The 23,153-nt window shown below is 71.3% G+C and carries 16 protein-coding genes; 6 read left to right on the top strand and 10 right to left on the bottom strand.

The features are described from left to right. Positions 1-71 precede the first annotated feature (71 nt). Positions 72-2,921 carry an Ig-like domain-containing protein gene (locus K8625_RS25815; protein ID WP_223784190.1) on the bottom strand — a complete coding sequence of 950 codons (2,850 nt, stop codon included), beginning with the start codon at positions 2,919-2,921 and terminating at the stop codon, positions 72-74. A 538-nt stretch (positions 2,922-3,459) separates the two neighbouring features. Continuing rightward, a complete protein-coding gene (locus K8625_RS25810; RefSeq protein WP_223750927.1) occupies positions 3,460-4,419 on the bottom strand; it encodes an ornithine cyclodeaminase family protein in 960 nt (319 codons plus the stop codon). A 78-nt stretch (positions 4,420-4,497) separates the two neighbouring features. On the opposite strand from K8625_RS25810, the gene K8625_RS25805 reads away from it, so the two are divergent. Both K8625_RS25805 and K8625_RS25800 read left to right on the top strand, forming a co-directional pair. Further along, a complete protein-coding gene (locus tag K8625_RS25805; protein ID WP_223750928.1) occupies positions 4,498-5,448 on the top strand; it encodes a DUF1152 domain-containing protein in 951 nt (316 codons plus the stop codon). Positions 5,449-5,515: 67 nt separating this feature from the next. Then, the gene (locus K8625_RS25800; protein WP_223784189.1) at positions 5,516-9,358 is read left to right on the top strand and encodes a serine/threonine-protein kinase; all 3,843 of its coding nucleotides are present in this window, start codon (positions 5,516-5,518) and stop codon (positions 9,356-9,358) included. 9 nt (positions 9,359-9,367) lie between these two features. Here K8625_RS25800 and K8625_RS25795 read toward each other — a convergent pair whose 3' ends face one another. From K8625_RS25795 to K8625_RS25770, 6 genes are all read right to left on the bottom strand, one after another. Then, positions 9,368-9,802 carry a hypothetical protein gene (locus tag K8625_RS25795; RefSeq protein ID WP_223784188.1) on the bottom strand — a complete coding sequence of 145 codons (435 nt, stop codon included), beginning with the start codon at positions 9,800-9,802 and terminating at the stop codon, positions 9,368-9,370. Positions 9,803-10,002: 200 nt separating this feature from the next. Further along, positions 10,003-11,622 (bottom strand): sigma 54-interacting transcriptional regulator, encoded by a 1,620-nt coding sequence (locus K8625_RS25790; protein ID WP_223784187.1) that lies wholly within the window; start codon positions 11,620-11,622, stop codon positions 10,003-10,005. Between the two features lie 63 nt (positions 11,623-11,685). Next, on the bottom strand, positions 11,686-12,081 hold the full coding sequence (locus K8625_RS25785; protein WP_223750932.1) for a hypothetical protein: 396 nt from the start codon (positions 12,079-12,081) through the stop codon (positions 11,686-11,688). Positions 12,082-12,281: 200 nt separating this feature from the next. After that, positions 12,282-12,710, bottom strand: a complete 429-nt coding sequence (locus K8625_RS25780; RefSeq protein WP_223750933.1) for a DUF4326 domain-containing protein — start codon at positions 12,708-12,710, stop codon at positions 12,282-12,284. A 15-nt stretch (positions 12,711-12,725) separates the two neighbouring features. Next, a complete protein-coding gene (locus K8625_RS25775) occupies positions 12,726-13,007 on the bottom strand; it encodes a hypothetical protein (RefSeq protein ID WP_141325103.1) in 282 nt (93 codons plus the stop codon). A 189-nt stretch (positions 13,008-13,196) separates the two neighbouring features. Further along, positions 13,197-13,937 carry a cyclopropane-fatty-acyl-phospholipid synthase family protein gene (locus K8625_RS25770; RefSeq protein ID WP_223784186.1) on the bottom strand — a complete coding sequence of 247 codons (741 nt, stop codon included), beginning with the start codon at positions 13,935-13,937 and terminating at the stop codon, positions 13,197-13,199. Positions 13,938-14,153: 216 nt separating this feature from the next. Between K8625_RS25770 and K8625_RS25765 the strand changes: the two genes are divergently transcribed. The 3 genes from K8625_RS25765 to K8625_RS25755 all read left to right on the top strand — a co-directional run bounded on the left by K8625_RS25765 (position 14,154) and on the right by K8625_RS25755 (position 17,359). Beyond that, positions 14,154-15,536 carry an FAD-binding oxidoreductase gene (locus tag K8625_RS25765; protein ID WP_223784185.1) on the top strand — a complete coding sequence of 461 codons (1,383 nt, stop codon included), beginning with the start codon at positions 14,154-14,156 and terminating at the stop codon, positions 15,534-15,536. Positions 15,537-15,699: 163 nt separating this feature from the next. Next, positions 15,700-16,095 carry a YciI family protein gene (locus K8625_RS25760; RefSeq protein WP_223750936.1) on the top strand — a complete coding sequence of 132 codons (396 nt, stop codon included), beginning with the start codon at positions 15,700-15,702 and terminating at the stop codon, positions 16,093-16,095. Position 16,096: 1 nt separating this feature from the next. Further along, positions 16,097-17,359 (top strand): RNA polymerase sigma factor, encoded by a 1,263-nt coding sequence (locus K8625_RS25755; RefSeq protein ID WP_223784184.1) that lies wholly within the window; start codon positions 16,097-16,099, stop codon positions 17,357-17,359. Between the two features lie 549 nt (positions 17,360-17,908). Here the strand turns inward: K8625_RS25755 and K8625_RS25750 are convergent. Both K8625_RS25750 and K8625_RS25745 read right to left on the bottom strand, forming a co-directional pair. After that, positions 17,909-19,495, bottom strand: a complete 1,587-nt coding sequence (locus tag K8625_RS25750) for a class A beta-lactamase-related serine hydrolase (protein WP_223784183.1) — start codon at positions 19,493-19,495, stop codon at positions 17,909-17,911. 174 nt (positions 19,496-19,669) lie between these two features. Continuing rightward, on the bottom strand, positions 19,670-20,500 hold the full coding sequence (locus K8625_RS25745; RefSeq protein ID WP_223784182.1) for an alpha/beta hydrolase: 831 nt from the start codon (positions 20,498-20,500) through the stop codon (positions 19,670-19,672). A 379-nt stretch (positions 20,501-20,879) separates the two neighbouring features. Between K8625_RS25745 and K8625_RS25740 the strand changes: the two genes are divergently transcribed. After that, positions 20,880-23,084 (top strand): phosphodiester glycosidase family protein, encoded by a 2,205-nt coding sequence (locus K8625_RS25740; protein ID WP_223784181.1) that lies wholly within the window; start codon positions 20,880-20,882, stop codon positions 23,082-23,084. Positions 23,085-23,153 lie beyond the last annotated feature (69 nt).

Here is a 23,153-nt window from a genome sequence, read left to right as displayed (position 1 = left end):
CGAGGACTCGGGCCCACACGAAGCAACGGGGTGGCCTCCCGTGAAGAGGCCACCCCGGACCTACGGGTGCATCAGTTGTCGACGAAGAAGTTGAAGCGCTGGACCGTGGAGTTGCCCACGCCGTCGCTCATCCACACGTCGACGGTGTGCGAGCCGTCCAGCAGCTCGGTGGTGTCGAGCGTCGCCGTCCAGTCACCGTTCGCCTGCTGCGTGCCCGGGCGGATGCCGGACATGTCGCGGCTGAAGCCCACGTTGGTGATGGGGCCGAAGTTGTCGGTGACGCGCGCGCGCAGGGTGATGGTGCCGCTCACCGTGGCGCCCGAGGCGGGCGACAGCAGCGTGGCGGTGGGGGCCTGCACGTCGTAGTTCACCCGACGCGTGGTGGTGGTGGACACGCCCGTCTCGCTCAGCGTGACGATGGAGAGGTTGTTGACGCCCGGGCTGAGCGTCAGCGTGCTCTGCACCGCGCCGCCGCCGCGGGCCACGGAGAGCGCCGCGCCGCCGTTGATGCGCACCGTCGTGGCGGACAGCGACTGCACGTTGACCGTGTACGTCAGCTGGTGGTTGGGCTGCGCGCCGAAGAGCTGGTTGTCACCGGGGTTGGTGGAGACGACGGGCGTGCCCGGGTCCACCCAGATGAACACCAGCTTCTCCGTCACGTTGAAGGCGCTGTCCGTGGCGCGCACCAGGATGACCTGGTCGCCGTAGTTCATGGGCACCGTGTGCTCCACCGTGCCGTTGCCGAACTCCAGGATGGACGACGCCACCCACTGCGTCTCCACGCGCACCGGCGTCTGGTCCTGCACCGACGACGTCACCGTCACGTTGAGCTGGCCCAGCGCCGCGCCGTTCACCGGCGACTGCACCGTCAGGATGGGCGGCACGCGGTCCACCGTGAGGTTGACCTGCTTCGTCGTCACCCCGCCGAAGCTGTCGCGTGCGGTGAGCTGGATGATGTTCGGGCCTTCCTGCAGGGTGATGGTCGTGTAGATGAGGCCGCCGTTGCCCGGCGTGAGCGGGATGACGGTGGCGCCGTTGATGATGAAGGCCGCGTAGGTGACGACGGCCCCGGGCGCGCGCGGCGTGGCGTAGCCCCAGATGTCCAGCGTCGTCTCGCGGGTGAAGGCGGGCGGGTTGCCGATGGTGACCGACGGCGTCAGGTGCGGGAACGGGTCGATGATGACGGTGCGCGCGTCGGTGCTGCCCAGCAGGTTGGACAGCGGCGCCTGGCGCTCGATGCCCGAGTACACCGCGCGGAAGTCCTGCGCGCCCGTCACCGTCCACGCGTCCGAGGGCGGCACCCAGTCGAAGGTGAACAGGCCGTCCGCGTTGACGTCCGCGTCCGCGCCCACCGGGACGCCGGCCACGTAGAACGTGACGACGCCGTGGGTGGGGCCCACGACGGGGTTGTTGTTGGCGTCACGCACGCGCGCCGACAGCACGTTGCCCGTGCCGATGGTGATGTGCGCGTTGACCGCGGGCGCCTGGATGGTGGTCGTGGTGGCCAGGCCCGTGACGGGCGGCAGGGGCGGCGTGTACGCGTTGACGCGCGCGGAGCCGGACACCCCCGGGGCGCCGCCGGACGTGGCGGTGAGCGTGAACTCGGACGTGAGCGCGGGCAGCAGGTTCGCCGGCGCGTTGACGGTGACGGTGACGGTGCCCTCGCCGCCCGCGGGCAGGAAGAGGCTGACGGGGTTGGGGAAGGAGGCCCAGCCGGGGAGCCCGCCCGACGTGCTCAGCGTGTACGTGTCCGCCTGGTAGCCGTGGTTCTTCACGTTGAAGGTGAACGTCGTCTGCTGGCCCTGCTGCGAGCCGATGACCAGCTCCTTGCGCGCCTCGCCCACCACCGTGACGTGCACGCTGAAGTCGCCGTAGCAGGACAGGCCCAGCGCCGCGAACGTCGTGGGGATGTCGAACGTGGCCGAGCCCGTGCGCCAGCTGCCGTCCGCGGACTGGCGCGTCTTGAGCCACTCGATGCTGCTGCGCACGCGCGGGTCCGTGGCGGGCTCGCGGCCGGCCAGGCACAGGGCGTAGATGGCGCTGCCGGTGGACATGTCGTTGGCGGCCGTGTTGGGCAGGTCACCCCAGCCCGGGTTGCCGGGCGAGGCGCGGGTGAGCAGCCGGTTGGCCAGCGTGTCGATGGCGGTGGTGTTCACGTTGGAGGGGCCAGGGCCCGCGGCCTTCAGGCCCACCACGGCCCAGGCCACCTGGAAGGTGTACGGCATGCCGTTGCCCGTGGCGGACTGGTCCGCGTTGTCCAGGTTGGCGCGCAGGTAGGCGGCGGCGCGGTCCAGGGCGGTCTGGTACTGCGCGGCCCGGGCCGGGTCCACGCGCTGCTTCGCCTGGGCGATGCCCACCATGATGCGCGCGGTGGTGGGCACGCTGCCGTGGTCCACCGGGAAGTTGGCGTGGTCCGACGGCCACCGGCCGCTGGCCTCCTGCGTGAGCAGCGCCCAGTTGGCCGCCGCCACCAGCCCCGCGCTGTACTGCGTGGACACGTACTGGTCGTACCCGGCCAGGCCGAACGTGGAGTAGGACGTCTTCTCGTTGCGGAACGACGTGCCCTCGTGAATCCACGAGCCGTTCGCCAGCTGCTCCGTCTTGATGCGCTGGCCGAGGAACTCCAGGTTGTACTGGTTGGTCCGCCCGTTCGAGACGACGACGCTCATGTCGTAGCCGTTGGCCCGCGCCGCGGCCAGACCGAACGTCGATGCGCCCACGCGGTGGCATGCCGCGCAGCCGTTGGCCGACACCCACGTGGCCACATCCGAGCTGAGGAAGTTGATGGCCCGTTGGGTGGCCTGGGCGTTGGTCTGCGTCTGCGCGGAGGCAGGCGTGGACAGGAAGGCGAGCAGCAGCGTCACGAGGCCGACGAGGGCCGACGGACGCGCGACACGCCGCGACGAGGCGGGGTGGAACATGGGTCTCCGGACAGGCGAAGGGCCGGTGCCAGGCATTGGCACTGGGCGCGTCACCTCCGGGGCGCCTGGACGCAATCCGGCCTCTCCGGGCGGATGACTCGAGGTCATCCTCCCAGGTCAGCTCCTTCAGGATGTCGTTTGGCCCCCCCACAGGCAGCGCGTATTCGTGAAATACTCCACAGTGGTTGAAATTGTCCAGTCACCGAAAATCGGACAGTTTCAGTGATAACGGGGTTTTAAGTGACACCCACCGTTCGTGGGAGGGCGGCGTGCCCGGAGGGGTCTGGAAAGACCCGCAAGTGGGACTTCCGTGACGCCCCCGTCACGAGGCCGCGAGCACACCGCCGGGCGGGGTGGGGGCGCGCTCGAGCGGGTGTGTCGGCCTCACGGCCGTGAAGTGGGGGCGGCTCCGCGCGAGGAGAGGTGAGGACCACGGTGCGACACCACGGTGCGACACCGCGGTGCATCTCAGCGGGGCGCAGACCTCGCGCGGGGTGTCCGCTCGCGCGAGGTGGGACACGGCCTTCCCGGGCGGGCTTCAGCCTCCGACGATGTCGAGCGTCTGGCCGACGCCCTTGGCCCGGGCGACGTCGTAGAGCGCGCGGGCGAGGGCCACGTCCTGCAGCGCGAGGCCGGTGGAGTCGAAGATGCTGATCTCCTCCCCGGCGCGGCCGGGCTTCTTGCCGGCGACGACCTCGCCGAGGGTGCCGGCAATCTGCTCGGCGCGCAGGAGGCCGTCGTGCAGGGGGACGTTGACCTCGCCGGAGTGCAGGGCCTGCTCGGTGTCGTCGATGAAGACGCGGCCCTCGGTGAGGATGCGCGGGTCCAGCTCCTGCTTGCCGGGGGCGTCCGCGCCCATCGCGTTGATGTGGGCGCCGGGCTTGAGCCACTCGCGCTTCACCACCGGGGTGCGCGAGGGCGTGGAGGTGCAGACGATGTCCGCGCCGGAGGCCTCCTGGAGGCTGACCACGCGGCCGCCCTTCTCGGCCTGGAGCGCCTTCGCGGCGGCGTCGGAGGCATCGGCGAGCAGCAGCTCCAGCTCCCCGAACAGGGCGCGGTGCGCGTCGATGAGGACGCGGGCCTGCACGCCGCAGCCGACGAGCCCGAGCGTGCGGGGCTGGGGCTTCGCCAGGTACTTGGACGCGACGCCGCCGGCGCAGCCGGTGCGCCACGCGGTGAGCCAGGTGCCGTCGAGGATGGCCAGCGGCGACGCGGTGTCCGGGTCGCTGAGGATGTAGAGGGCGCGCACGGTGGGCAGGCCGTGCTTCTTGGGGTTCTGGGGATGGGCGTTGACCCACTTCACGCCCGCCGCGCCGTCGAGGAACGCGGGCATGGCGCGGAAGTCGCCGTCGTACCGCGGCAGGGAGAGGTACACCTTGGGCGGCATGAGGGACTCGCCACGGCCATGGGCCCGGAAGGCCTTCTCGACGGCCTGGAGGCCGAGCTCGACGGTGTAGAGACCGCGCAGCTCTTTCGCGCTGAGGATGAGGGTGGACATGGCGGCGCTATATACCGGAGGTGTCGGTACGCCGCCCTGTGGGTGATGCTCCAGGGCCCGGTGAAGGGAGATCCCGTCGTGGACTTGTGCACTTCTCCGCTGTTCGAGCGACTCGCCTCCGCCCGCCACGTGCTCATCGCCGGGGGCGGTGGAGGCTTCGACGTGTTCAGCGGGCTGCCGCTGTACTTCCGGCTGCGCGCGCAGGGCAAGACGGTGTCGCTGGCGAACATGAGCTTCACGCGGCTGGAGGCCGTCCAGGGAGAGTGGACGGCGCCAGGGGTGGTCCGTGTGGACGCCACCACGGCGGGGCCGGAGCACTACTTCCCGGAGGGGTGGCTGGCGCGCTGGTTCGCGCGTCAGGGGGAGGAGGTGTCCATCCACTGCCTGGACCGGGGCGGTGTGGCGCCGGTGCGGGAGGCGTACGCGGCCCTGCGCGCGCAACTCGGGTTCGACGCGGTGGTGCTGGTGGATGGGGGCACGGACATCCTGATGCGCGGGGATGAGGTCGGACTGGGCACGCCGGTGGAGGACATCTCCAGCCTGGGCGCGGTGCAAGCGCTGCCGGAGATGACGAAGCTGGTGGTGTGTCTGGGCTTCGGCGTGGACCGGCACCACGGGGTCTGCCACGCGCACTTCCTGGAGTCGGTGGCCGCGCTCAGCAAGGACGGGGGCTACCTGGGCGTCACCGCGCTGCTGGAGTCGATGCCGGAGGTGGCGCGGTACAGGGACGCGGTGTCGTTTGTGTGTGAGCGGATGCCGAGGGCCCCGAGCATCGTCTCGCTCTCCGTGGTGTCCGCGCTGGAGGGCGAGTACGGCGACGTGCACCGCACGGTGCGGACGCAGGGCAGCACGCTGTGGATCAACCCGCTGATGAGCATGTACTGGGCGTTCGACTTGTCGGCGGTGGCGCGCAGGTGCCTGTACCTGGAGGCGCTCGCGGACACGCGGACGCCGTGGGAGATGAGCGAGGTCATCGAGAAGTTCCGCGAGGAGCGTCCCATCCGGCCGTGGATGGACATCCCGGTGTGACGCGCGAGGTGTGCGCGCATTTCGGTAGGCTCGCGGGGAGGGCCTCGGGCCCGAGGAGCGCGCCAGCGTGAGCGAGCAGGACGAAGCGCAGCTGCGGCAGGCGGTCGCCGAGGGACTCCTCGCTCGCGACGAGGTGGAGGTGCTGCGCGCCGAGGCCGCGCGGCTGGGACAGCGTCCCCTGGAGGTGCTCCGCGCGCGAGGCCGGCTCTCCGAGGATACGTATGCGTCCCTGGTGCGGATGTGCGAGCCGGTGGAGTCGCGGGAGGACTCGCTCGCGGCGCCGGGCGGGCGGGCCACGTCCGGGCTCGGGCGCGCCGGAGCGGACGGTGTGCCCTCGGCGATGAACGGGCGCGAGGCGGCGGTGACCCCAGGGGCCTCCCCGGTTGCGTCCGTGACTCCCGCGCTCGAGCGTCGCGAGCCGTTGACGCCAGGGGCTCCCGTGGCGGGCGCTGTCGCTGTCGCGGCGGAGGTCGTCCACGTACGCCCTGGAGGCGCGCCGGCCGCTGACGACACGCTCAGCCTCCCAGGCGGGAGCCCGCCGGGTGCCTCGGACAGGCTCGGCGCGGAGGTGCCACCCGGGCGGGTGCCCGCCGACGCCGACGTCGACGTGCCCGCGTTCCCGGTGTCGGGCTGGGAGCGCTACTCCCCCGTGCGCTTCCTCGGCCAGGGCGGCATGGGCCGCGTGTTCCTCGCGTGGGACGCGCGGCTGCATCGTCACGTGGCGCTGAAGTTCGTGCGCGGGGACGAGCCGGAGCTCGCGCGTCGGTTCGTCGCGGAGGCCCGTGCGCAGGCGCGCGTCTCCCATCCCCGGGTCTGCGAGGTGTACGAGGTCGGCGAGGTCCAGGGGCGCGTCTACATCGCGATGCGCTACGTGGACGGGTTGCCGCTCCAGTCGCTGGTGGAGTCGCTCGGCGTCGAGCAGAAGGCCCGCGTCCTGCGCGACGCCGCCGAGGGGGTGCACGCCGCGCATCGCGCCGGGCTCATCCATCGCGACCTCAAGCCCGCCAACATCCTGGTCGAGCGCTCCGCCGACGGCGAGCTGTCCGTGTACGTCATGGACTTCGGGCTCGCGCGCGACTGGAAGGAGAGCGCCACCGCGACGGGCACCGTGCTCGGCACGCCGCACTTCATGTCGCCCGAGCAGGCCCGAGGGGAGGTCACCCGGCTGGACCGCCGCGCGGACGTGTACGGCCTGGGCGCCACGCTCTACGCGCTGTTGACGGGGCGCGCGCCCATCCCGGGTGAGAACGGGCTGGAGGTGCTCGGCAACATCGCCACCGTGGAGCCGCGTCCTCCGCGGGCCCTGGACGCGGACATCCCCGTGGACCTGGAGGCCATCACCCTCAAGTGCCTGGAGAAGGACCGCTCCGCGCGGTACGGCTCGGCGCGTGAGCTGGCGGAGGACCTGTCCCGCTTCCTCGATGGCGCGCCCGTGCTCGCGCGCACCGGTCCGGGCTACCGCGCGCGCAAGTGGCTGCGCAGGCACCGTCGCTCCGTGGCATTGGGGACGGGGGCGCTCGTCGTGGTGTCGCTCGCGCTGGGGCAGGGGGTGCTCGCCCGTCGCGAGGTCTCCCAGCGCGAGGCCCTGGCCCGCCGGTTCACGGAGCAGGTGGAGCGCATCGAGGCCCAGGTCCGTTACACGGGCATCGCTCCCGCGCACGACACGCGCGCGGACCGCGAGGCCCTGCGCCAGCGCATGCGTGAGCTGGAGGCCGCGATGCGCGAGGCGGGGCCCATGGCGGATGGCCCCGGACACTATGCGCTGGGGCGCGCACACCTCGCGCTCGGGGACGACCTGCTCGCGCACCATCACCTGGATGCGGCGTGGCGGGCGGGCAACACCGAGCCGCGCGTGGCGTACTCGCTGGCCCTGGTCCTGAGCCACCTGTACCAGCGCGCGCGACTGGACGCCGAGCGGACCCGGGACGAGACGACCCGCGCGAAGCGGCTCCACGACGCCACCCGTCGCTTCGGTGAGACGGCGCGCGACTTCCTGCGCCGGAGCGAAGGGGCCCAGGTTCCCTCTCCGGAGTACGTGGCCGCGCTGCTCGCGTTCCTGGAGAACCGCCTCGACGAGGCGCTGGCGAAGCTGGAGGCGCCGGGCTCGCGACCGCCCTGGTTCCACGAGGCCCCGTTGCTGCGCGGGGACATCCTGGTGACGCGGGCCGCGAGTCGCTGGAACACGGGACAGCGGGAGGGCGCGCTCGCGGACCTGGAGGAGGCACGGCGCGCCTATGCGCACGCGGCGGACATCGGTCGCAGCGTGCCCGCCGTGGCGCTCGCGCGGGCGCGCCTGGAGGGCTGGGCGCTGTTGCTCGCGCTGTATGGCCAGGGCGAGGTGGCGCCTCACTACGAGCGGGGCATGGCGGCGGTGTCCCAGGCGCTGTTGCTCGCGCCGGATGATGCGGAGGCCCATGAGCTGGAGGCGGGCTTCCACCGGCGCCTCGCCGAGCATCACGCCCGGCGGGGCGGTGAGGTGGAGCCGCTGCTGGACAAGGCCCTGACCTCGGCGCGTCGGGCGATGGCGCTGTCGCCGCTGCGACTCCAGGGCTTGCATGAGCTGGCCCTGGTGCACTGGCAGCGGGCCCGGCTGCGGCAGGAGAAGGGGCTGGACCCTCGGGACTCCCTGCGCGAGGCCGTCGCCGCCTTCGACCGCGCGAGCCCCGAGACGTGGGACTACGACTTCCACGCCGACCACGGGCAGGTGTTCCGCGTGTGGGCGGACCACGAGGACGGCGTGGGGGGCGACTCGCTGCCCTATCGGCAGCGGGCCATCGACTCGCACGAGCGCGCGGTCGCGTTGGACGCGAAGCGGCCCGAGGCGTGGATCAACCTGGGGACCGAGTACCTCGCGCGCGCCACGAATCCCCGGGCGCCGAGCCCCGTGGAGGACCTGGACAGGGCCGCCTCCGCCCTGGAGCGCGCGCGGACCCTCAACCCCGCGCACGTGGTGCCCTGGTTCTACGAGGGCGAGGTGCACCTGGCGCGGGCCACGAGGCAGCGCGACTCGGGCGCGGACGTGAGGCCGACGTTGCTGCGGGCCCGTGAGGCGTATCTGCGCGGCGTGGCCATCAACCCGAGGCTGCCTCCGCTGCACAACGGCCTGGGCACGGTGGGGTTCGAGCAGGCCAAGGACACGTGGGAGCGCGGGGGCGACCCGGAGCCGTCGCTGCGCGAGGCCCTGAAGTCGTTCGAGCAGGCCATCGCGCTGGCGCCGGCCCAGGGCTACGGACAGAACAACGTGGGCGAGGTCCACGCGTGGCGCGCGCGGATGCGAGTGCTGGAGGGGCGCTCTCCCGAGGCCGAGGTGAAGGCGGCGCGCGTCGCGCTGAAGGACGCGCTGGAGAAGGTGCCGGACCTGGCCCCGCCGTGGATGAACCTGGGCACGGCGCTCCTGGCGGAGGCCGAGTGGAGGCGCGCGCGGCGACAGCCGGTGGAGCCGGTGCTGACGGAGGCCGTCCAGGCCCTGCGTCGCGCGCTGACGCTGAATCCGAAGCAGGCCCAGGCGTGGCGGGAGCTGGGCGAGGCGCTGGCCCTCGAGGCGCTCGCGAAGGGAGACGCGGAGTCGCTCACGCAGGTCGAGCATGCGTTCGAACAGGCCCTCGCGTTGGAGCCCACCCAGCCCGAGCACCGCCTGGCCTTCGCGCGCTTCTGTCTGTCATGGGGACAGCGGCCCGGTGCGAGTGACGCCAGGCGGCTGGAGCGTGGGCGGGTGCTCACGCAGGAGGTCCTCGCGGCGAGGCCCACGTGGCCACGGGCGCGGGCCTTGCGCGCCGGGTTGCTCCTGGCCTCGACGGAGGCGGGGAGCACCCATTCAGAGGCGCGCGAGCTGTTGTCCCGCGCGCTCGGCGACAATCCGCACCTCACGCGCGCGTGGAGTCCGCTGCTCTCCGTGGCGGAGTCGCGGTGAGGGGGCGCTTCAGTCGGATTCCCCGGTGGGCTCGGGCACCTTGGTGACGACATCGAGGTTGCCGCGGATGGTCTGGTCATCCGTGACGCAGTCGGAGTCCTTGCAGCCCTGCGCGCAGTGGTCGTCCTTGTCGTCACAGATGCTCAGGCAGTACTCGCCCGAGGGCAGGTTGGGGTCGGACCATGCGCTCTTGCTCCGCAGCTTCGTCAGGGCGACGACGCCCCCATCCGCGGTCGAGCGCACGTCGCGCAGGTCGATGCACAGGTCCTTGTCCAGGTCGGAGGTGATTTCGAGTCCCTGACCGGAGCACAGCGTCCAGCCCTTCGCGCCGGGCCTCGGGTCGAACCGCTTCCCCACGCTCCCGGTCTCCACGGCGATGTCCAGACAGCCCGAGTCTCCCGCCAGGCACGGGTCCACCGCGCAGCCTCCGTCGGTCTGCTGCAAGCGGGGCAGGCCGTCCTCCTGTGCTTGCCGTGGGTTCGACTCCGGCGCGCCGACTGTCTCACGCGTCCGTGACGCGCACGCCGCCCAGCCCGCAACGAGCAACACTCCCAGGACCCAGCTTCCGTTCCTCACGTTCCCTCCCATCGACACATGTCGCGATGCACGCGGAGACAGCATGCACCGTGCCACGCGGGAGCGTGTCACTCACCGCGAGGCGTCAGGCCCAGCTCCTTCATGCGCCGGCCCAGCGCCTTGCGAGACACCTCCAGCGCTCGGGCCATCGCGTCCAAATCACCGCCGTGTGCCTCGTGGGCCTGGGCAATCTCGTCCGAGCGCAGGTCGCCCGCGGTGCGCAGGTTCGGGCTCTTGTCGATGAGGTCGTAGAGCGACGGCCTGGGGATGCCCAGCGCCTCGGCGGTGGCCTTCAGGTCCCACGCATGCTCGCGCAGCGCGGCCAGCAGCTCCTGCTCGGTCACCTGTGAGGCCTTGCGACGCGGTGTCGCCGGAGTCCGAGTGTCCGCGACGGGCTCGGGCGAAGACACCGAGGCCCCAGGGGTCGAGGCCGCGGCCACCTCCAGCTCATGCTCCAGTCGAGGCTCGGCGTGGAGCGTCGGCTCACCCCGGCTGCCGATGACGAGCTGCCGCGCGAGGTTGCGCAGCTGCCGGATGTTGCCCGGCCACGGGAAGCGCACCAGCCGGGTCGCCAGCGGCGCGGGCAGCCACGGCGCCGCGTACGCGTCCTCGTTGTCCAGCCGGTGCGCCTCGCCCAGCGATGCCAGCTCCTCACGGGCGAAGTGGAAGAACAGCCGGCCCAAATCTTCACGCCGCTCGCGCAGCGGAGGCACATGCACCTCGTAGCCCGCGAGCCGGTGCAGCAACGGCGCCTTGAAGCGCCCATCACGGATGCGCTCGTCCAGGTCCGCATCCGTGGCGGCGAGCAGCCGCACGTCCACGGCCACCGGCGTGGTGCCTCCGACGGGATACAGCTCGCCCGTCTCCAGCACGCGCAGCAGCATCACCTGGACCTCGGGCGGCGCCTCGCCCACCTCGTCGAGGAAGAGGGTGCCCCCATGCGCCGCGCGGAAGAAGCCCTCACGGCTCTGCGCCGCGCCCGTGTACGCGCCCTTCTGCGTACCGAACAGCTCCGCCGCGGCCAGCTCCTTCGGGATGGCGCCCAGGTTGACACTGAGGAAGCGGCCGTCGCGTCGACGGCTGCGCTGATGGATGGCCTGGGCCACGCGCTCCTTGCCCGTCCCCGTCTCGCCGCGGATGAGCACGGGCACATCCAGGTCCGCCACGCGCTCGATGTGTCGACGCAGCCGGCGCACCCCGGTGCTCTCGCCCACCATGCCGAGCGTGTCCACCGTGGCCGAGTCCTCCGCAGCGTCCATGAGGTGCAGCAGCACCACCACGCGCCCGCCCAGCTCGAGCGGCACCCCCTGGAGGAGCTCCGCCTCCGACAGCTCCCAGGTGCCCTCCAGCGCCGAGCCGGCGATGACCACGCGCTCGCCACCGGCCGTGCACGTCAGCCGCACGCTCCCCGGCTTCGAGCCCGGGGCGAACGTCAACGGCTTGCGACTGATGAACGGGTCGTTCAGCGGCTGTCCCAGCGCGGACCCGGGACGCGTGAAGTCCGGCGCGTTGCGAGACAGCGCCACCTCGCGTCCCGCCACGAGCGCATCCAGTCGGAGCCGCTCTCCGACGCGCGCGGGCACGGGATGGGAGACGAGCGTCAGCGCGGGCATGAGGCGAGGCCCCTGCGGACCTCCACCGCGTTGGGGCATGGCGGCGGTGGACACATCGGCGAGCGTCGGAGACATGGTGGCCGGGGCCTCATGCTAGCCGAGTCGGGAGCATGAGGCCCTCGGGCCCGCCCGCACGCCTCAGCCCGCGCTGACGAACCAGGACGCGGAGATGTTCCAGCCGCTCAGCGAGCCGCTCTCGTTCGCGACCAGCCCGGGCGTCGTCGGCCAGCTGAAGCTGTTGGGACCCACCGAGGGGATGTCCCAGTTGAGCGTGAAGGTGGCGTTGTTCACCGCGGACGCCTGGTACACCACATAGCCGGTGGAGGGGTTGCTGAAGTCACCGGGGCTGATGAAGCGGCCGGACTGTCCGGACGGGATGACGCTCGGGGGCGGCTGCGTCCACTGCTGGTTCGTGATGGACTTCACCAGCACCAGGTCGCCCGAGGTCTGGTTGACGATGGTGGCGGTGAGGCTCTCGGTGGACTCGGGGCCGGGCTTCGTCTGGGTCGGCTTCTCGACGCTCACTTCGGGCATGGCGCACTCCTGTGGGAAGGGATGGGCCAGGGGCCTCGTGTGCCCCCGGTGCCTGCCCTCACTGCAGCGCGTGTGCCGCGCGCCCCGAGCCCGGTCCTCCGAGGGAGAACCCCGTCGACACGGCCTCCGACACATGGGTCGACACGGCTTCCGACACGTCGGAGCGCGAGCCCGACATGTCGACACCGGCGCGAGGGGCCTCAGCGCTTCGCGCGCGAGTCCAGCCAGGACACCAGCACGTCGGCGTGACAGGGGCCGGGCTTGCACCAGCACCCCAGGCGCTTGCCGCGCAGGGCGAGCACGTCCTCGCGCCAGGCGGCGTCATGGCGGGAGCGCAGCTCCAGGTACCAGCGGAAGGACTCGAAGGCATCCACGTTGGGCCCCATGCGGCGGAGGGCCTCCTCGTGGATGCGCTGTGGCTCCGCGCCCGGCAGCCCGGCGACCCAGGGGGCGAAGTACTTCTTCCACAGGGCGCCCGGGGTGCCGACGCCACCGGGCTTGAAGGGGTTGCCGAAGCGACCGGGCACGGGGTTGGTGGGGCCAGGCTTCGCCCACGCGCGGAAGGCCCGGCCCACGTACACGTCGCAGCCGTCGTGGACATGGACCGCCTGGGTGCGCGCCCCGGTCATCGGCGGGTCCCCCGACTACTTCTTGCGCTTCTTGCCGGCGGACTGGGCAGCGGCGGCGGCCTCGGCGGCGGCCTGCTCGACGGCGGCCTTCAGGTCATCGCGCTCCTTGGTGACGCTGGCCACCTCGCCCTCCAGCTCGGTCACCTTGGTCTTCAGCGCCTCGTTCTCCGAGCGCAGCTCCTCCGTGGTCTTCTTCAGCACGTTCGTCTCGGCGCGCGCGCGGTTCAGCTCACGCGAGCCACCGCATCCGACGAGGGGAACCACCGCCAGCATCGCCACGGCCATCCAAGCCTTCATCTGAGTCTGCTCCTGTGGGGCCCCGGAAGGGGGAGGTCCGGGGCCCGGGTCATCCGGCACGGAAAGAGGGACGCACCGCGCCCGGGTCCTGCCGGCCGGTATCGGACCGGCGAGACTAGACAGTAAGGCCCACGAGAGGAAGCCACTGGAGGGTCGGGTGCGCCCACTCCCTCGGACGGGCGGGGATTCTCAAGCGGTGGAAGTCGGGACCTGGGCGGTGGAGTCCGGGACTTCGTGAATCCACACGGGCTCGAGGCCCCAGGTGAAGAGGGCGCGGTGTCGGGAGCGCACGGTGAAGCCCGGGGCCTCGATGGGGCGCGTCATCGTGAGGACGCGGGTGCCGGGGCGGCAGGTGCGCAGGCGGGCGACGAGTCGGGTGCGCGTCTGGGGGGACAGGGCCGTCCAGTTGACGAGGACATGGGTGGCCTCGCCCAGGTCGGCCAGGGCCGCGTCGCCCTGGCGCAGCACGGCGCCGGCCCGGGACAGGGGGCCGGAGGCGAGGGTGACGTGCTCCTCGAGCAGCTCGATGCCCGTGGCCCGGGCGCCCAGCCAGCGCGCGGCGAGCAGGGCCCGGCCGCGTCCGGCGCCCAGGTCCACCAGGTGGCCGTGGGCGGTGAGCCCGGCCCGCTGGAAGAGCGACAGGGCGGTGTGCACGGGCGTCTCGCCGTACATCAGCTCGTCGAAGCCCTGGCCGCTGGACTGGAGGAGGCGGACCACCTCGAAGGAGCGACGCGGCCGGTAGGGCGACACGAGCAGCTCGCGCAGCCAGAGGGACAGCGCGGGGCCGAGCAGTCGTGGGCGCCATACGAGGACGGCCAGGTCCGCCGCCCGGTTCACCGCGTCCAGCCACAGGCTCCAGAGGCGCACGAGCAGGAGCCGGGGGAAGGACAGCCGAGGGGATGTCGTCGGGGTGGAGGCGTCCTCGGCCATGGCGCGTGAGGCGGAGGTTAGCCGAATCCGCGCGAGGGGCCACGGCGTCTGCGCGTCGAAGGCTCAGGGCGCGGGAGCCGGCGGCAGGTGCTCCGCACCGGGTTTAGAAATCGTTAGAGAAAGGGCTTTTGCCCAGGAAATCGTTAGGGCTTTGTAGAAATCGTTAGAAACGGCGCCTCGGCTTCAAAAATCGTTACGCGGCCGCGAGGGCACCCCATGACGAAGGACACGAACGCAGCCCTGGTGCGGGAGCTCACGGCCGTGCTCCCCGCTGATGCCCTCGTCACCGACGCGGACGTGCTGGAGGCGCACCGGCGTGATCAAGCCGAGTGGGCCCCCGCGGGCACCCCTGGCGTCCTCGTGCGCGCCACCTGCACGGAGGACGTGCGCGCGGTGCTCAAGGTCGCCTCGGCGCACAAGGTCCCGGTGGTGCCTCGGGGCGCGGGCTCCGGACTGTCCGGCGGCGCCAACGCGCTGGAGGGCTGCATCGTGCTGTCGCTGATGCGGATGAACCGGGTGCTGGAGGTCGACGCGAAGGGGATGCTCGCCGTCGTGCAACCGGGCGTGCTGAACGCGGAGGTGAGGGCGGCCGCGACGGCGCACGGGCTCTGGTACGCGCCGGACCCGGCGAGCTGGGAGTTCTCCAGCCTGGGCGGCAACCTGGCCACCAACGCCGGCGGCCTGTGCTGCGTGAAGTACGGCGTCACCGGGGATGCGGTGCTGGGGCTGGAGGTCGTGCTCGCGGACGGCTCGGTGGTGCGCACCGGCGGGCGCACCGTGAAGAACGTCGCGGGCTACGATTTGACGCGGCTGTTCGTCGGCTCGGAGGGCACGCTCGGCGTCATCACCGAGGCGACGCTGCGCCTTCGCCCCAAGCCCCCCAGGGCGACGACGCTGGTCGCCACCTTCCCCACGCTCGCGGGCGCGGGCTCGGCCGTCACGGACATCATGGCGCGCACGCGCCCGTCCATGCTGGAGCTGATGGACCAGGCCACCTGCCGCGCCGTGGAGGCGTACAAACCCCTGGGCCTGGACGTGGACGCGGCCGCGTTCCTGCTGGCGCGCTCGGACGCGGGCGGCGACCAGGGCGTGGCGGAAATCGAGACCATGGCGGCCGTCTGCGAGGCCGCGGGCGCGACCTTCGTCACCCACTCCACCGATGAAGCGGAGGGCGAGCTGCTGCTCACCGCGCGCCGCCTCGCCTATCCCGCGCTCGAGCGACAAGGCGCCACGCTGCTCGACGACGTGGGAGTGCCCCTGTCCCGAATCCCCGAGCTGCTCGCCGCCGTGGAGCGCATCGCCGCCGAGCGCGGGGTTCTCGTGGGGACCTTCGGCCACGCGGGCGATGGGAACATGCACCCCACCGTCGTCTTCGACCGCCAGGACCCCGCGGCGCTCATCCGGGCACGCGGCGCGTTCGATGACATCCTCGCGGCCGCGCTGGACCTGGGCGGCACCATCACCGGTGAGCACGGCGTGGGGGCGCTGAAGCAGCCCTTCCTGGGGCGGCAGCTCGGCGAGGAGGGCCTGCGCCTGCACCACCGCCTCAAGGCCGCGATGGACCCCCTCGGCATCCTCAATCCGGGCAAGGTGCTCTGAGCCTCATCCCTTCCAGGGGCACGGACTCCCCTGGAATGACGAGGGCTTGCGGAAATCGCCGGGTATTTTCGGAGGCATGTCGAGAAGCTCTCCGCAGCTTCGACATAGGGGTGAACGCACCCCGATTCCGGGGCGCGGCCGACACGGAAAGAGGGAGCCACCCATGAAGTACATGCTGATGATGAACCACGCCGGTCAGGGCCCGTACGCGATGATGAACTGGCCGAAGGAGGACATCCGGGCGCACATCGCGTTCATGGTGTCGTTCGCGAAGAAGCTCTCCTCCGCGGGAGAGCTGCTGGCGGCCGAGGGGCTGGCCGGGCCGGACCAGGCGAAGCGCGTGAAGGCGGGGGCGGACGGCAAGCCCATCACCGACGGCGTCTTCCCCGAGTCGAAGGAGTTCCTGGTGGGCTACTGGCTGGTGGAGGTGGACAGCCCCGAGCGCGCCTATGCCATCGCCGCCGAGGCGTCCGCCGCGCCGGGCCTCGCAGGCAAGCCGATGAACATGGACATCGAGGTCCGGCAGGTGATGAGCGGTCCTCCTCCCGAGTTCCTCTGACGTGAAGTCCCCAGCAGGCCACCCCATCGAGTCCCTGCTGCGCGAGCACGCGCCCAGGGTGCTGGGCGCCATCCTCCGACGGTTCCGTGACTTCGGAGCCTCGGAGGACGCGGTCCAGGAGGCGCTGCTCGCGGCCGCGATGCAATGGCCTCTCGATGGCGTGCCGGAGGACCCGCGCGCCTGGCTGATCCAGGTGGCCTCCCGGCGCATCACCGACCAGGTGCGCGCCGAGGCGGCCCGACGCCACCGGGAGGAGCTGGTGGTGAGCATGGTGCCGCCGGAGCTCCAGCTCGTCCTGCCCGTGATGGGGGACGAGTCCATGGGGCGCGACGACACGCTGGCGCTGCTCTTCATGTGCTGTCACCCGGCGCTGACGACGACCTCGGCGATTGCCCTCACGCTGCGCGCGGTGGGCGGCCTGACGACGGCGGAGATCGCCAGGGCGTTCCTCGTCCCCGAGGCGACGATGGCGCAGCGAATCAGCCGCGCCAAGCAGGGCATCCACACCTCCGGGGTGCCGTTCCAGAAGCCCACGCCGGAGGAGACCGCGCAGCGGCTGGGCGCGGTGTTGCACGTGCTCTACCTCATCTTCAACGAGGGGTATGCGGCGACCTCCGGGGCCCAGGTGCTGCGCACGGACCTGTCGGGCGAGGCCATCCGTCTGACACGGATGCTGCACACGGTGTTGCCGGAGGACGGCGAGGTGGCGGGGCTGCTCGCGCTGATGTTGCTGACGGATGCGCGGAGGGCCGCGAGGACGGGGCCCTCGGGAGAGCTGATTCCGCTCGACGCGCAGGACCGGGGACGCTGGGACGCGGCGATGATTGCCGAGGGCGTGGCGCTCATCTCGGCCACGCTGTCGAAGGGCTCGCTGGGGTTGTACCAGGTGCAGGCGGCCATCGCGGCGGTGCACGACGAGGCGGCGCGCGCCGAGGACACGGACTGGCCGCAGATTCTCGCGCTCTACGGCGTGTTGATGGGACTGACGGACAACCCGATGGTGGCGCTCAACCACTCCATCGCGACGGCGATGGTGCATGGGCCTCGCACGGGGCTGACGTTGCTGGACGTGTTGGACAAGGGCGGGCGGCTCGCCGGGAACCACCGGCTGGACGCGGTCCGCGCGCACCTGCTGGAGCGCGCCGGTGAGCCCGCGAAGGCGGTGGTGCATTACCGCAAGGCCGCCGAGCGCACCACGAGCCTGCCGGAGCGCGACTATCTGCTGCTGCAGGCCGCGCGGTTGAGCGAGTCCGCGGGCCTGTAGTCGGATATGGAGCGCATCGCTGGAGTGCGCGGTCGACGCGCTCCCGGGTCAGGCCTCGCGCCAACCCGTCGCATGGAGCGCAGGGTCGATGATGGAGGGCGACTCAGTGCGCGGGCGGTCCGGAGCGAGGTACCGCGAGTGCTTCATGGATGACGAAGCTCGCCACTGACGAACGGGCCCTCCTCGGGGGCGAGTCGGCTCGGAGCGCGGCACCGCGAGAGCCTCGTTGGTGACGAAGCCGAACGTGCCCTCCACCCTCCGCGGCGCGTCGACTCCGAAGGTGACGCGCCTGAGGGGCCCTCGACGGAGTTCCTTCAGGACAGGAGCCTCTGTCTCTCGACGGCCTGCTCCGCGAGGGTCTCCCAGCGGCACGGTATTGCGCTCGTCGGCCGCCGCGCGACCTCACGTTCTCGCGCTGGATGCTGGCCGAGGAGGCCGCCGTCACCGTGTGCATCGTTGACGGGGGGAACAATACCGATGCACGTCAGGGCGAAGGACGGACTCCAGGAAAGAGAGCACGGTCTTCGCCCCGGTAACACCCCGGGCGGACTACTTCGTCGTCGCGGCGCCGAGGGTCTCCAGCACCTTGCGCGCGTTGTCGTTCTTCGGGTTGAGCTCCAGCGACTTGCGGTAGCTCGCGGCGCCCTCGGCCTTGCGACCCGCGGCCACGTAGCCCTCACCCAGGCTGTCGTGCGCGTTGGCGTCCTGGGGGAAGAGCGCGACATTGGCCTCGAACAGCTTCAGCGCGTCGGCCTGCTGCCCCTCTCGCAAGAGCGAGTACCCCAGCTCGTTGAGCACGTCCGCGGACAGCTTCTCGTCCTGGGGCGCTTCCGCCTTGCGCGCCTTGAACCACGCGATGGCGTCCTCGACGCTCTTCGTGCGCACCAGCAGGTCCACCGTCACCGAGGGGTGCTCGGGCTCGACGGTGTAGCCCTTCCAGCCGTACACGGAGATGGCGCTGGCCATGATGCGCTCGAACAGTCGCGAGCCGTTGTCGGAGTTGGTCATGATGACGATGCCGCTGCCGGACTCGGCGAACGCCGCGAGCAGGGCGCGGTAGCCCTCGTTCGCGCCGCCGTGGCCGAACCAGTCCTGCCCCGGGTTCCGCAAGAAGCCGATGCCGAAGGACTTCGATTCGGGCTGACGGGTGAGCATCTGCTTCGCCATGGCCTGCGACACCACGCGCTTCGACTGGCCCTTGGTGGCCTTGGACATCTCCAGCGCGGCGCGCGCCAGGTCCGACGGCGTCGTCCACAAGCCCGCGGGCGCCAGCTCCGGGTACACGTGCCAGCCTCCCTGGACGCGCTTGCCGTCGGGGGTGGTGCCGGTGGCGGCGCGCGAGGCGAGCGACGCGGGCAGGGGCTGCTCGAAGGTGCTGTCCTTCATCCCGAGCGGCGCGAGCACCGTCTCCTTCATGATTTGGGGAAACGGCTTCTTCAACTGGTCGACGAGCAACTGCTGGACGACGGTGGTGCCGCCGCCGCTGTAGCGGGTGAGCGTGCCAGGCACGGTGTTCACGCGCACGGCCGACGAATTGGCGGGCTTCTCCCCATCGAGAATCTGCTGCACCGTGGGCAGGGGCGCGTCGACGGCGTAGCCCGCGAAGCCATGCACGGTGGTGCCCGCGGTGTGAGAGAGCAGCCGGCGCAGGGTGACCTTCTGTTCCTTCGTGAAGTCGTTGTCGGGGAGCTTCCACGACACCAGCTTGTCGTTGACGTTCTCATCGAGCGACCACTTGTGCTTCTCGGCGTGGTGCATGGCGGCCATCGCCGTGACGGGCTTGCTGATGGACGCGGCCTGGAAGAGGGTGTCGACGGTGACGGGCTCATCTCCGCCCGCCTGCTTGACGCCGTAGGCCTTGGCCCAGACGAGCTTGCCCTGGTCGAACACGGCGATGCTCATGCCGGGGACCTTGTACAGCTCCATCCACTGCGGCAGCGACAGGTGCCGCGGTGTCTCACCGGACAGCGCGATGGCGGGCAGGCTCTCCTCCACGCGGGCCACGCGAGCGGCCTCCGCGGGACGCGACAGCCACTGCGTCTGGGGCTTGGAGGGAGCCGCGCCGGTGAGCAGACCGAGCGCGAGCGTGCCCGAGAGGGACACGGCGGCGAGGCGGAGAGACGGAAGTCGGGACATGGATGGGGATTCCTGGGGGACTCGCGCGATGACCGGGTGGGTACGCGCGGGGCTCCACATGATTGCCTCGACGCGTGTCGCGAGGAACTCCCGAATCCTCCGGGGAGCGTCGACCCTGGGTCGATGGGTGACGCGCGTGGGGACACTCCCCGGGTTTCTTCACGACAGGGACCTTCAGTTGCGGGCGGCGGCGTGCTCCACGGCCCAGCTCAAGGCTTGGTCCGCGATGGCCTCCCAGCCGGGCTGGGCCACGGTGTAGTGCGAGCGGCCGGGCACCTCCACGTACTCCGTCACCGCCTTCGACTTCGCGTAGCGCTTCGCGTTCTCGCGCTGGATGCTGGCCGGGAGGATGACGTCCAGGTCACCCGAGAGGAACAGCAGCGGGGCGCGCGCGTCGTTGCGCAGATTCACCGTGACTTCCGAGCGCGGCGTCAGGTTCGCCAGCGCGCCCTGGAACAGCGCCCGGCCCGAGCCGGGGATGTACTGGGTGCGGTAGATTTCGTCCGACTCCTCCTGCGTCAGCGTGTTGGTGAAGGCGTAGTGGAACTGCTCGGGCGTCATGGGCGCGTGGCGCTTGACGTTGGCGGGGTTGAGGAGCGTCGACGCGGTCGACTTGATGGTGGTGAAGGGCAGTGTGTAGACGCCCTTCACGGGCGCCGAGTGGATGGCCACGCCCGCCGCGCCCACGCCCCGGTCCAACAGCATCTGCACGAAGGCGCCGCCGAACGAGTGGCCCATGAGGATGGGCGGGGTGGGCAGCGCGCGGATGATGCGCTCGTAGTGGTCGACGATGTCCTTCACGCCCAGGTTGTTGAGCGGCGTCGGGTCCTTCTGCAGCGCCTCGACTCCGCCCTCCAGCCCCGGCCACGTCGGGGCGATGACGCGGTAGCCGGCCTTCTCGTAGCGCTGAATCCAGCCCTGCCAGCTGCGCGGCGTCATCCACATGCCGTGGATGAGGACGATGGTATCCGGCTGGCCCTGGGTCTGCTGAACGGTGGCGCTCATGACGTGCTCCCTCTTGGTTCACCGCGTCGGCGCGGTGTGCGGCGTTGACGAGGGGAACAGTACGGATTCGGGTCGGGGCGAAAAACGGGCTCCTGGGAAGAGCACTGTTTCCATCCCGGAAACAATCCGGAGGGGCTGCTTCGTGGCGGTGCCGAGCGTCTTCAGCATCGCGCGCGGGGTCGTTCTTCGGTCTCGAGGCCCGCACGATGGCTGCGCGGGCTGCTGCGCCTCGTGGAAAGCCACGATACGCAACGACCGTTCGACGCGAGGTCCTGTCTCGCGGGCAACTAAATCGGGCTCGGCGAGCGTCCCTAGGAACTCCGGAATTCGTAGGAACGAGAATCGGTAGACGGTCTCGATTTCCGAAAAGGGGTGACTGATGGGCGGCACGACGTCGATTCGGGGTGGCTCTTCGACAGGTTCGTCCTCGGGGGCATCTGGAGCGGACGCGGCACGACGCGCCGAGGAAGCCCGGCAGCGGGCCGAGGCTGCGCGCAAGGCGGCGGAAGCTGCGCGCAAGGCGGCGGAGGCAGCCCGCAGGGCCGCGGAGGCGGCGCGGCTCGCGCAGGAGAAGGCTCGCGCGGAAGCGGCGAAGGCGAAGCAGCAGGCCCAGCAGCCTGGGCAGACGCCCGAGGAGCAGAAGGCCTCTCGCAAGGAGGCCGAGGCGGCGGCCAAGGCCCAGAAGGCGGCCGAGCAGCGCGCATCCAAGGCCGACGAGGCGCTGCGGGCCGCGGAGGAGAAGGCGGCGCGGACGGCCCGGCAGGCGCAGGGCGCCATGGGTCAGGTGAACGTGCTGGCGACGCAGCAGGGGCTGGCGCAGCCGTTCGACGACAAGAGCGTCAACGGCGTGAAGCCGAGGGCCGCCACGTCGGACGTGTCGTCGTTCGACGCCGCGCCGCGCAGAGAGGGCATGGACAAGCTGTTGGGCAACGTGCCCTCGCCGACGGGGAGCGCGGAGGGCTCCACGCTGCTGACGGAGGACGCGAAGGACGGGAAGGTCAACTGCCTGGATGTGGCGGCGGACTGGGTGGACAAGGCATCGCCGGAGCTGCGTGCGCGCTCGGAGATGGTGTTCCTGCAGGACCAGCGGCCGGGGGCCGAGGGGCAGACGGGACACGTGGTGGTGCGCCAGGGCGAGCAGGTGTTGGACCCGACGACGAACCAGTCGTACGAGTCCATGGAGGCGTACAAGAAGGCGCAGCCGCAGTACCAGGAGGTGGGCAGCGTGCCGGCGACGGACGCCCAGCGCATCTTCGACACGCCGCCCGGCTCGCCCGAGCGCGCCGCGGAGCTGGAGAAGGCGAAGCTGTCGCCCGAGCTGCGGAACATGATGGTGGCGGACGCGAGCCCGGCCGAGCAGCAGGCGTGGGACCGCTACGACGCGCACGTGAAGGCGGGGCCGCCCAAGGATTTGCCGCAGAACATGGGGCTGAGGCAGGAGCTCCTCGAGGCCCATGCCGCCAAGACGAAGGAGCTGGCGGACGCGGCGAACAAGGCGTCCGTGGAGCGGCTGCGCACGGAGCTGGGCTCGACGCCCGAGGGCAAGAAGGCGCTGGAGGACCTGGACGCGCGCGGCGTCGGCATCCACGTGGTGGACGACGCGTCGTACGCGCGGCTGCCGGGCGCGGGGACGGACGGGCACGCGTTGCCGGGCAACGGCGACATCACGTTGAGCCGCAAGGGCGCGACGGTGGACGTGCTCCAGCGCGAGGCGCAGCGCTCGGCGGAGACGCAGCAGCTGAAGCTGCCGACGACGCCGGAGGACGGCGAGCGGTTGGCGGTGTCGGTGTCGGAGACGTTGAAGGCGAACCCGCGTCAGCCGGTGGAGTTCGAGGACGGGGGCATCCACGTCGTCGCGATGAGGAACCCGAAGGCGTCGCTGGTGGAGAACGGGGGCAGTGTGGCGGACGTGCTCGGGCTCTCGCCGTCGTTCACCGAGGAGGCGCAGGCGGCGGGGAAGCAGCCGGGCAGTGACACCATCGTCAACACGAGCTTCTACGACTTCGCCGCGTGGGGGACGAACCCGGTGGGGCAGGTGGTGAAGAACGGCGAGGTGATTGCGGGAAATTCGGATCCGGACCGCTTCTACGCGGCGTGGACGGACTCGGGCATGAAGTTCGGGCAGGGGGATCCGCCGAAGGACGCGAACCTGGCGTTTGGTGGCGCGGTGCCGGTCATCATCGACGGCACGCCGTACGGCGTGGGCAATCAGTACAAGCCGGGCACGGACGCGGCGGCGCCGGACAAGGGAGACCCCGGGGCGTTCGCGGGGGACCTGACGCAGCGGAACAACGAGAGCTTCCGTGCGCAGGAGGAGCGGGGCAAGGAGGTTGGCAAGGTCATCGTCGGCTACGACCGGGACACGGGCACGACGTACGTGGTGGCGCAGGAGGACGGCTCCAAGCCGGGCAAGACGCTCTCGGAGATTCGCGACGCGCTGGTGAAGCTCGGCGTGGATGACGCGGTGTCGTTCGACGGCTCGGACTCGGCGACGCTCGTGCGCGACGACCAGGTGAAGGTGGAGCCGGGCTGGGCGAAGAACCAGACCATCCCCTACGGCCTGCGGCTCAGCCTGGGGGAGTGACGTGACGTGCTCGAGGCGGCGCGTGGGTGGCGCGCCGCTTCGAGAGGCCATGTGGATGATGCGCCCGTC

Origin of the sequence: Myxococcus sp. AS-1-15 (assembly GCF_020037055.1) — a bacterium.
Lineage (GTDB): Bacteria > Myxococcota > Myxococcia > Myxococcales > Myxococcaceae > Myxococcus > Myxococcus fulvus.
The sequence above is the reverse complement of the archived record's forward strand: the minus strand, read 5'-3'. Positions and strand labels throughout refer to the sequence as shown.

Excerpts from the sequence above, each read along its gene's own strand:
- K8625_RS25760 (WP_223750936.1), top strand. The coding sequence starts at position 15,700 with ATGAAGTACATGCTGATGATGAACCACGCCGGTCAGGGCCCGTACGCG.
- K8625_RS25785 (WP_223750932.1), bottom strand. The coding sequence starts at position 12,081 with ATGCCCGAAGTGAGCGTCGAGAAGCCGACCCAGACGAAGCCCGGCCCC.
- K8625_RS25750 (WP_223784183.1), bottom strand. The coding sequence starts at position 19,495 with ATGTCCCGACTTCCGTCTCTCCGCCTCGCCGCCGTGTCCCTCTCGGGC.
- K8625_RS25780 (WP_223750933.1), bottom strand. The coding sequence starts at position 12,710 with ATGACCGGGGCGCGCACCCAGGCGGTCCATGTCCACGACGGCTGCGAC.
- K8625_RS25740 (WP_223784181.1), top strand. The coding sequence starts at position 20,880 with ATGGGCGGCACGACGTCGATTCGGGGTGGCTCTTCGACAGGTTCGTCC.
- K8625_RS25775 (WP_141325103.1), bottom strand. The coding sequence starts at position 13,007 with ATGAAGGCTTGGATGGCCGTGGCGATGCTGGCGGTGGTTCCCCTCGTC.
- K8625_RS25765 (WP_223784185.1), top strand. The coding sequence starts at position 14,154 with ATGACGAAGGACACGAACGCAGCCCTGGTGCGGGAGCTCACGGCCGTG.
- K8625_RS25770 (WP_223784186.1), bottom strand. The coding sequence starts at position 13,937 with ATGGCCGAGGACGCCTCCACCCCGACGACATCCCCTCGGCTGTCCTTC.
- K8625_RS25745 (WP_223784182.1), bottom strand. The coding sequence starts at position 20,500 with ATGAGCGCCACCGTTCAGCAGACCCAGGGCCAGCCGGATACCATCGTC.
- K8625_RS25790 (WP_223784187.1), bottom strand. The coding sequence starts at position 11,622 with ATGTCTCCGACGCTCGCCGATGTGTCCACCGCCGCCATGCCCCAACGC.
- K8625_RS25815 (WP_223784190.1), bottom strand. The coding sequence starts at position 2,921 with ATGTTCCACCCCGCCTCGTCGCGGCGTGTCGCGCGTCCGTCGGCCCTC.
- K8625_RS25810 (WP_223750927.1), bottom strand. The coding sequence starts at position 4,419 with ATGTCCACCCTCATCCTCAGCGCGAAAGAGCTGCGCGGTCTCTACACC.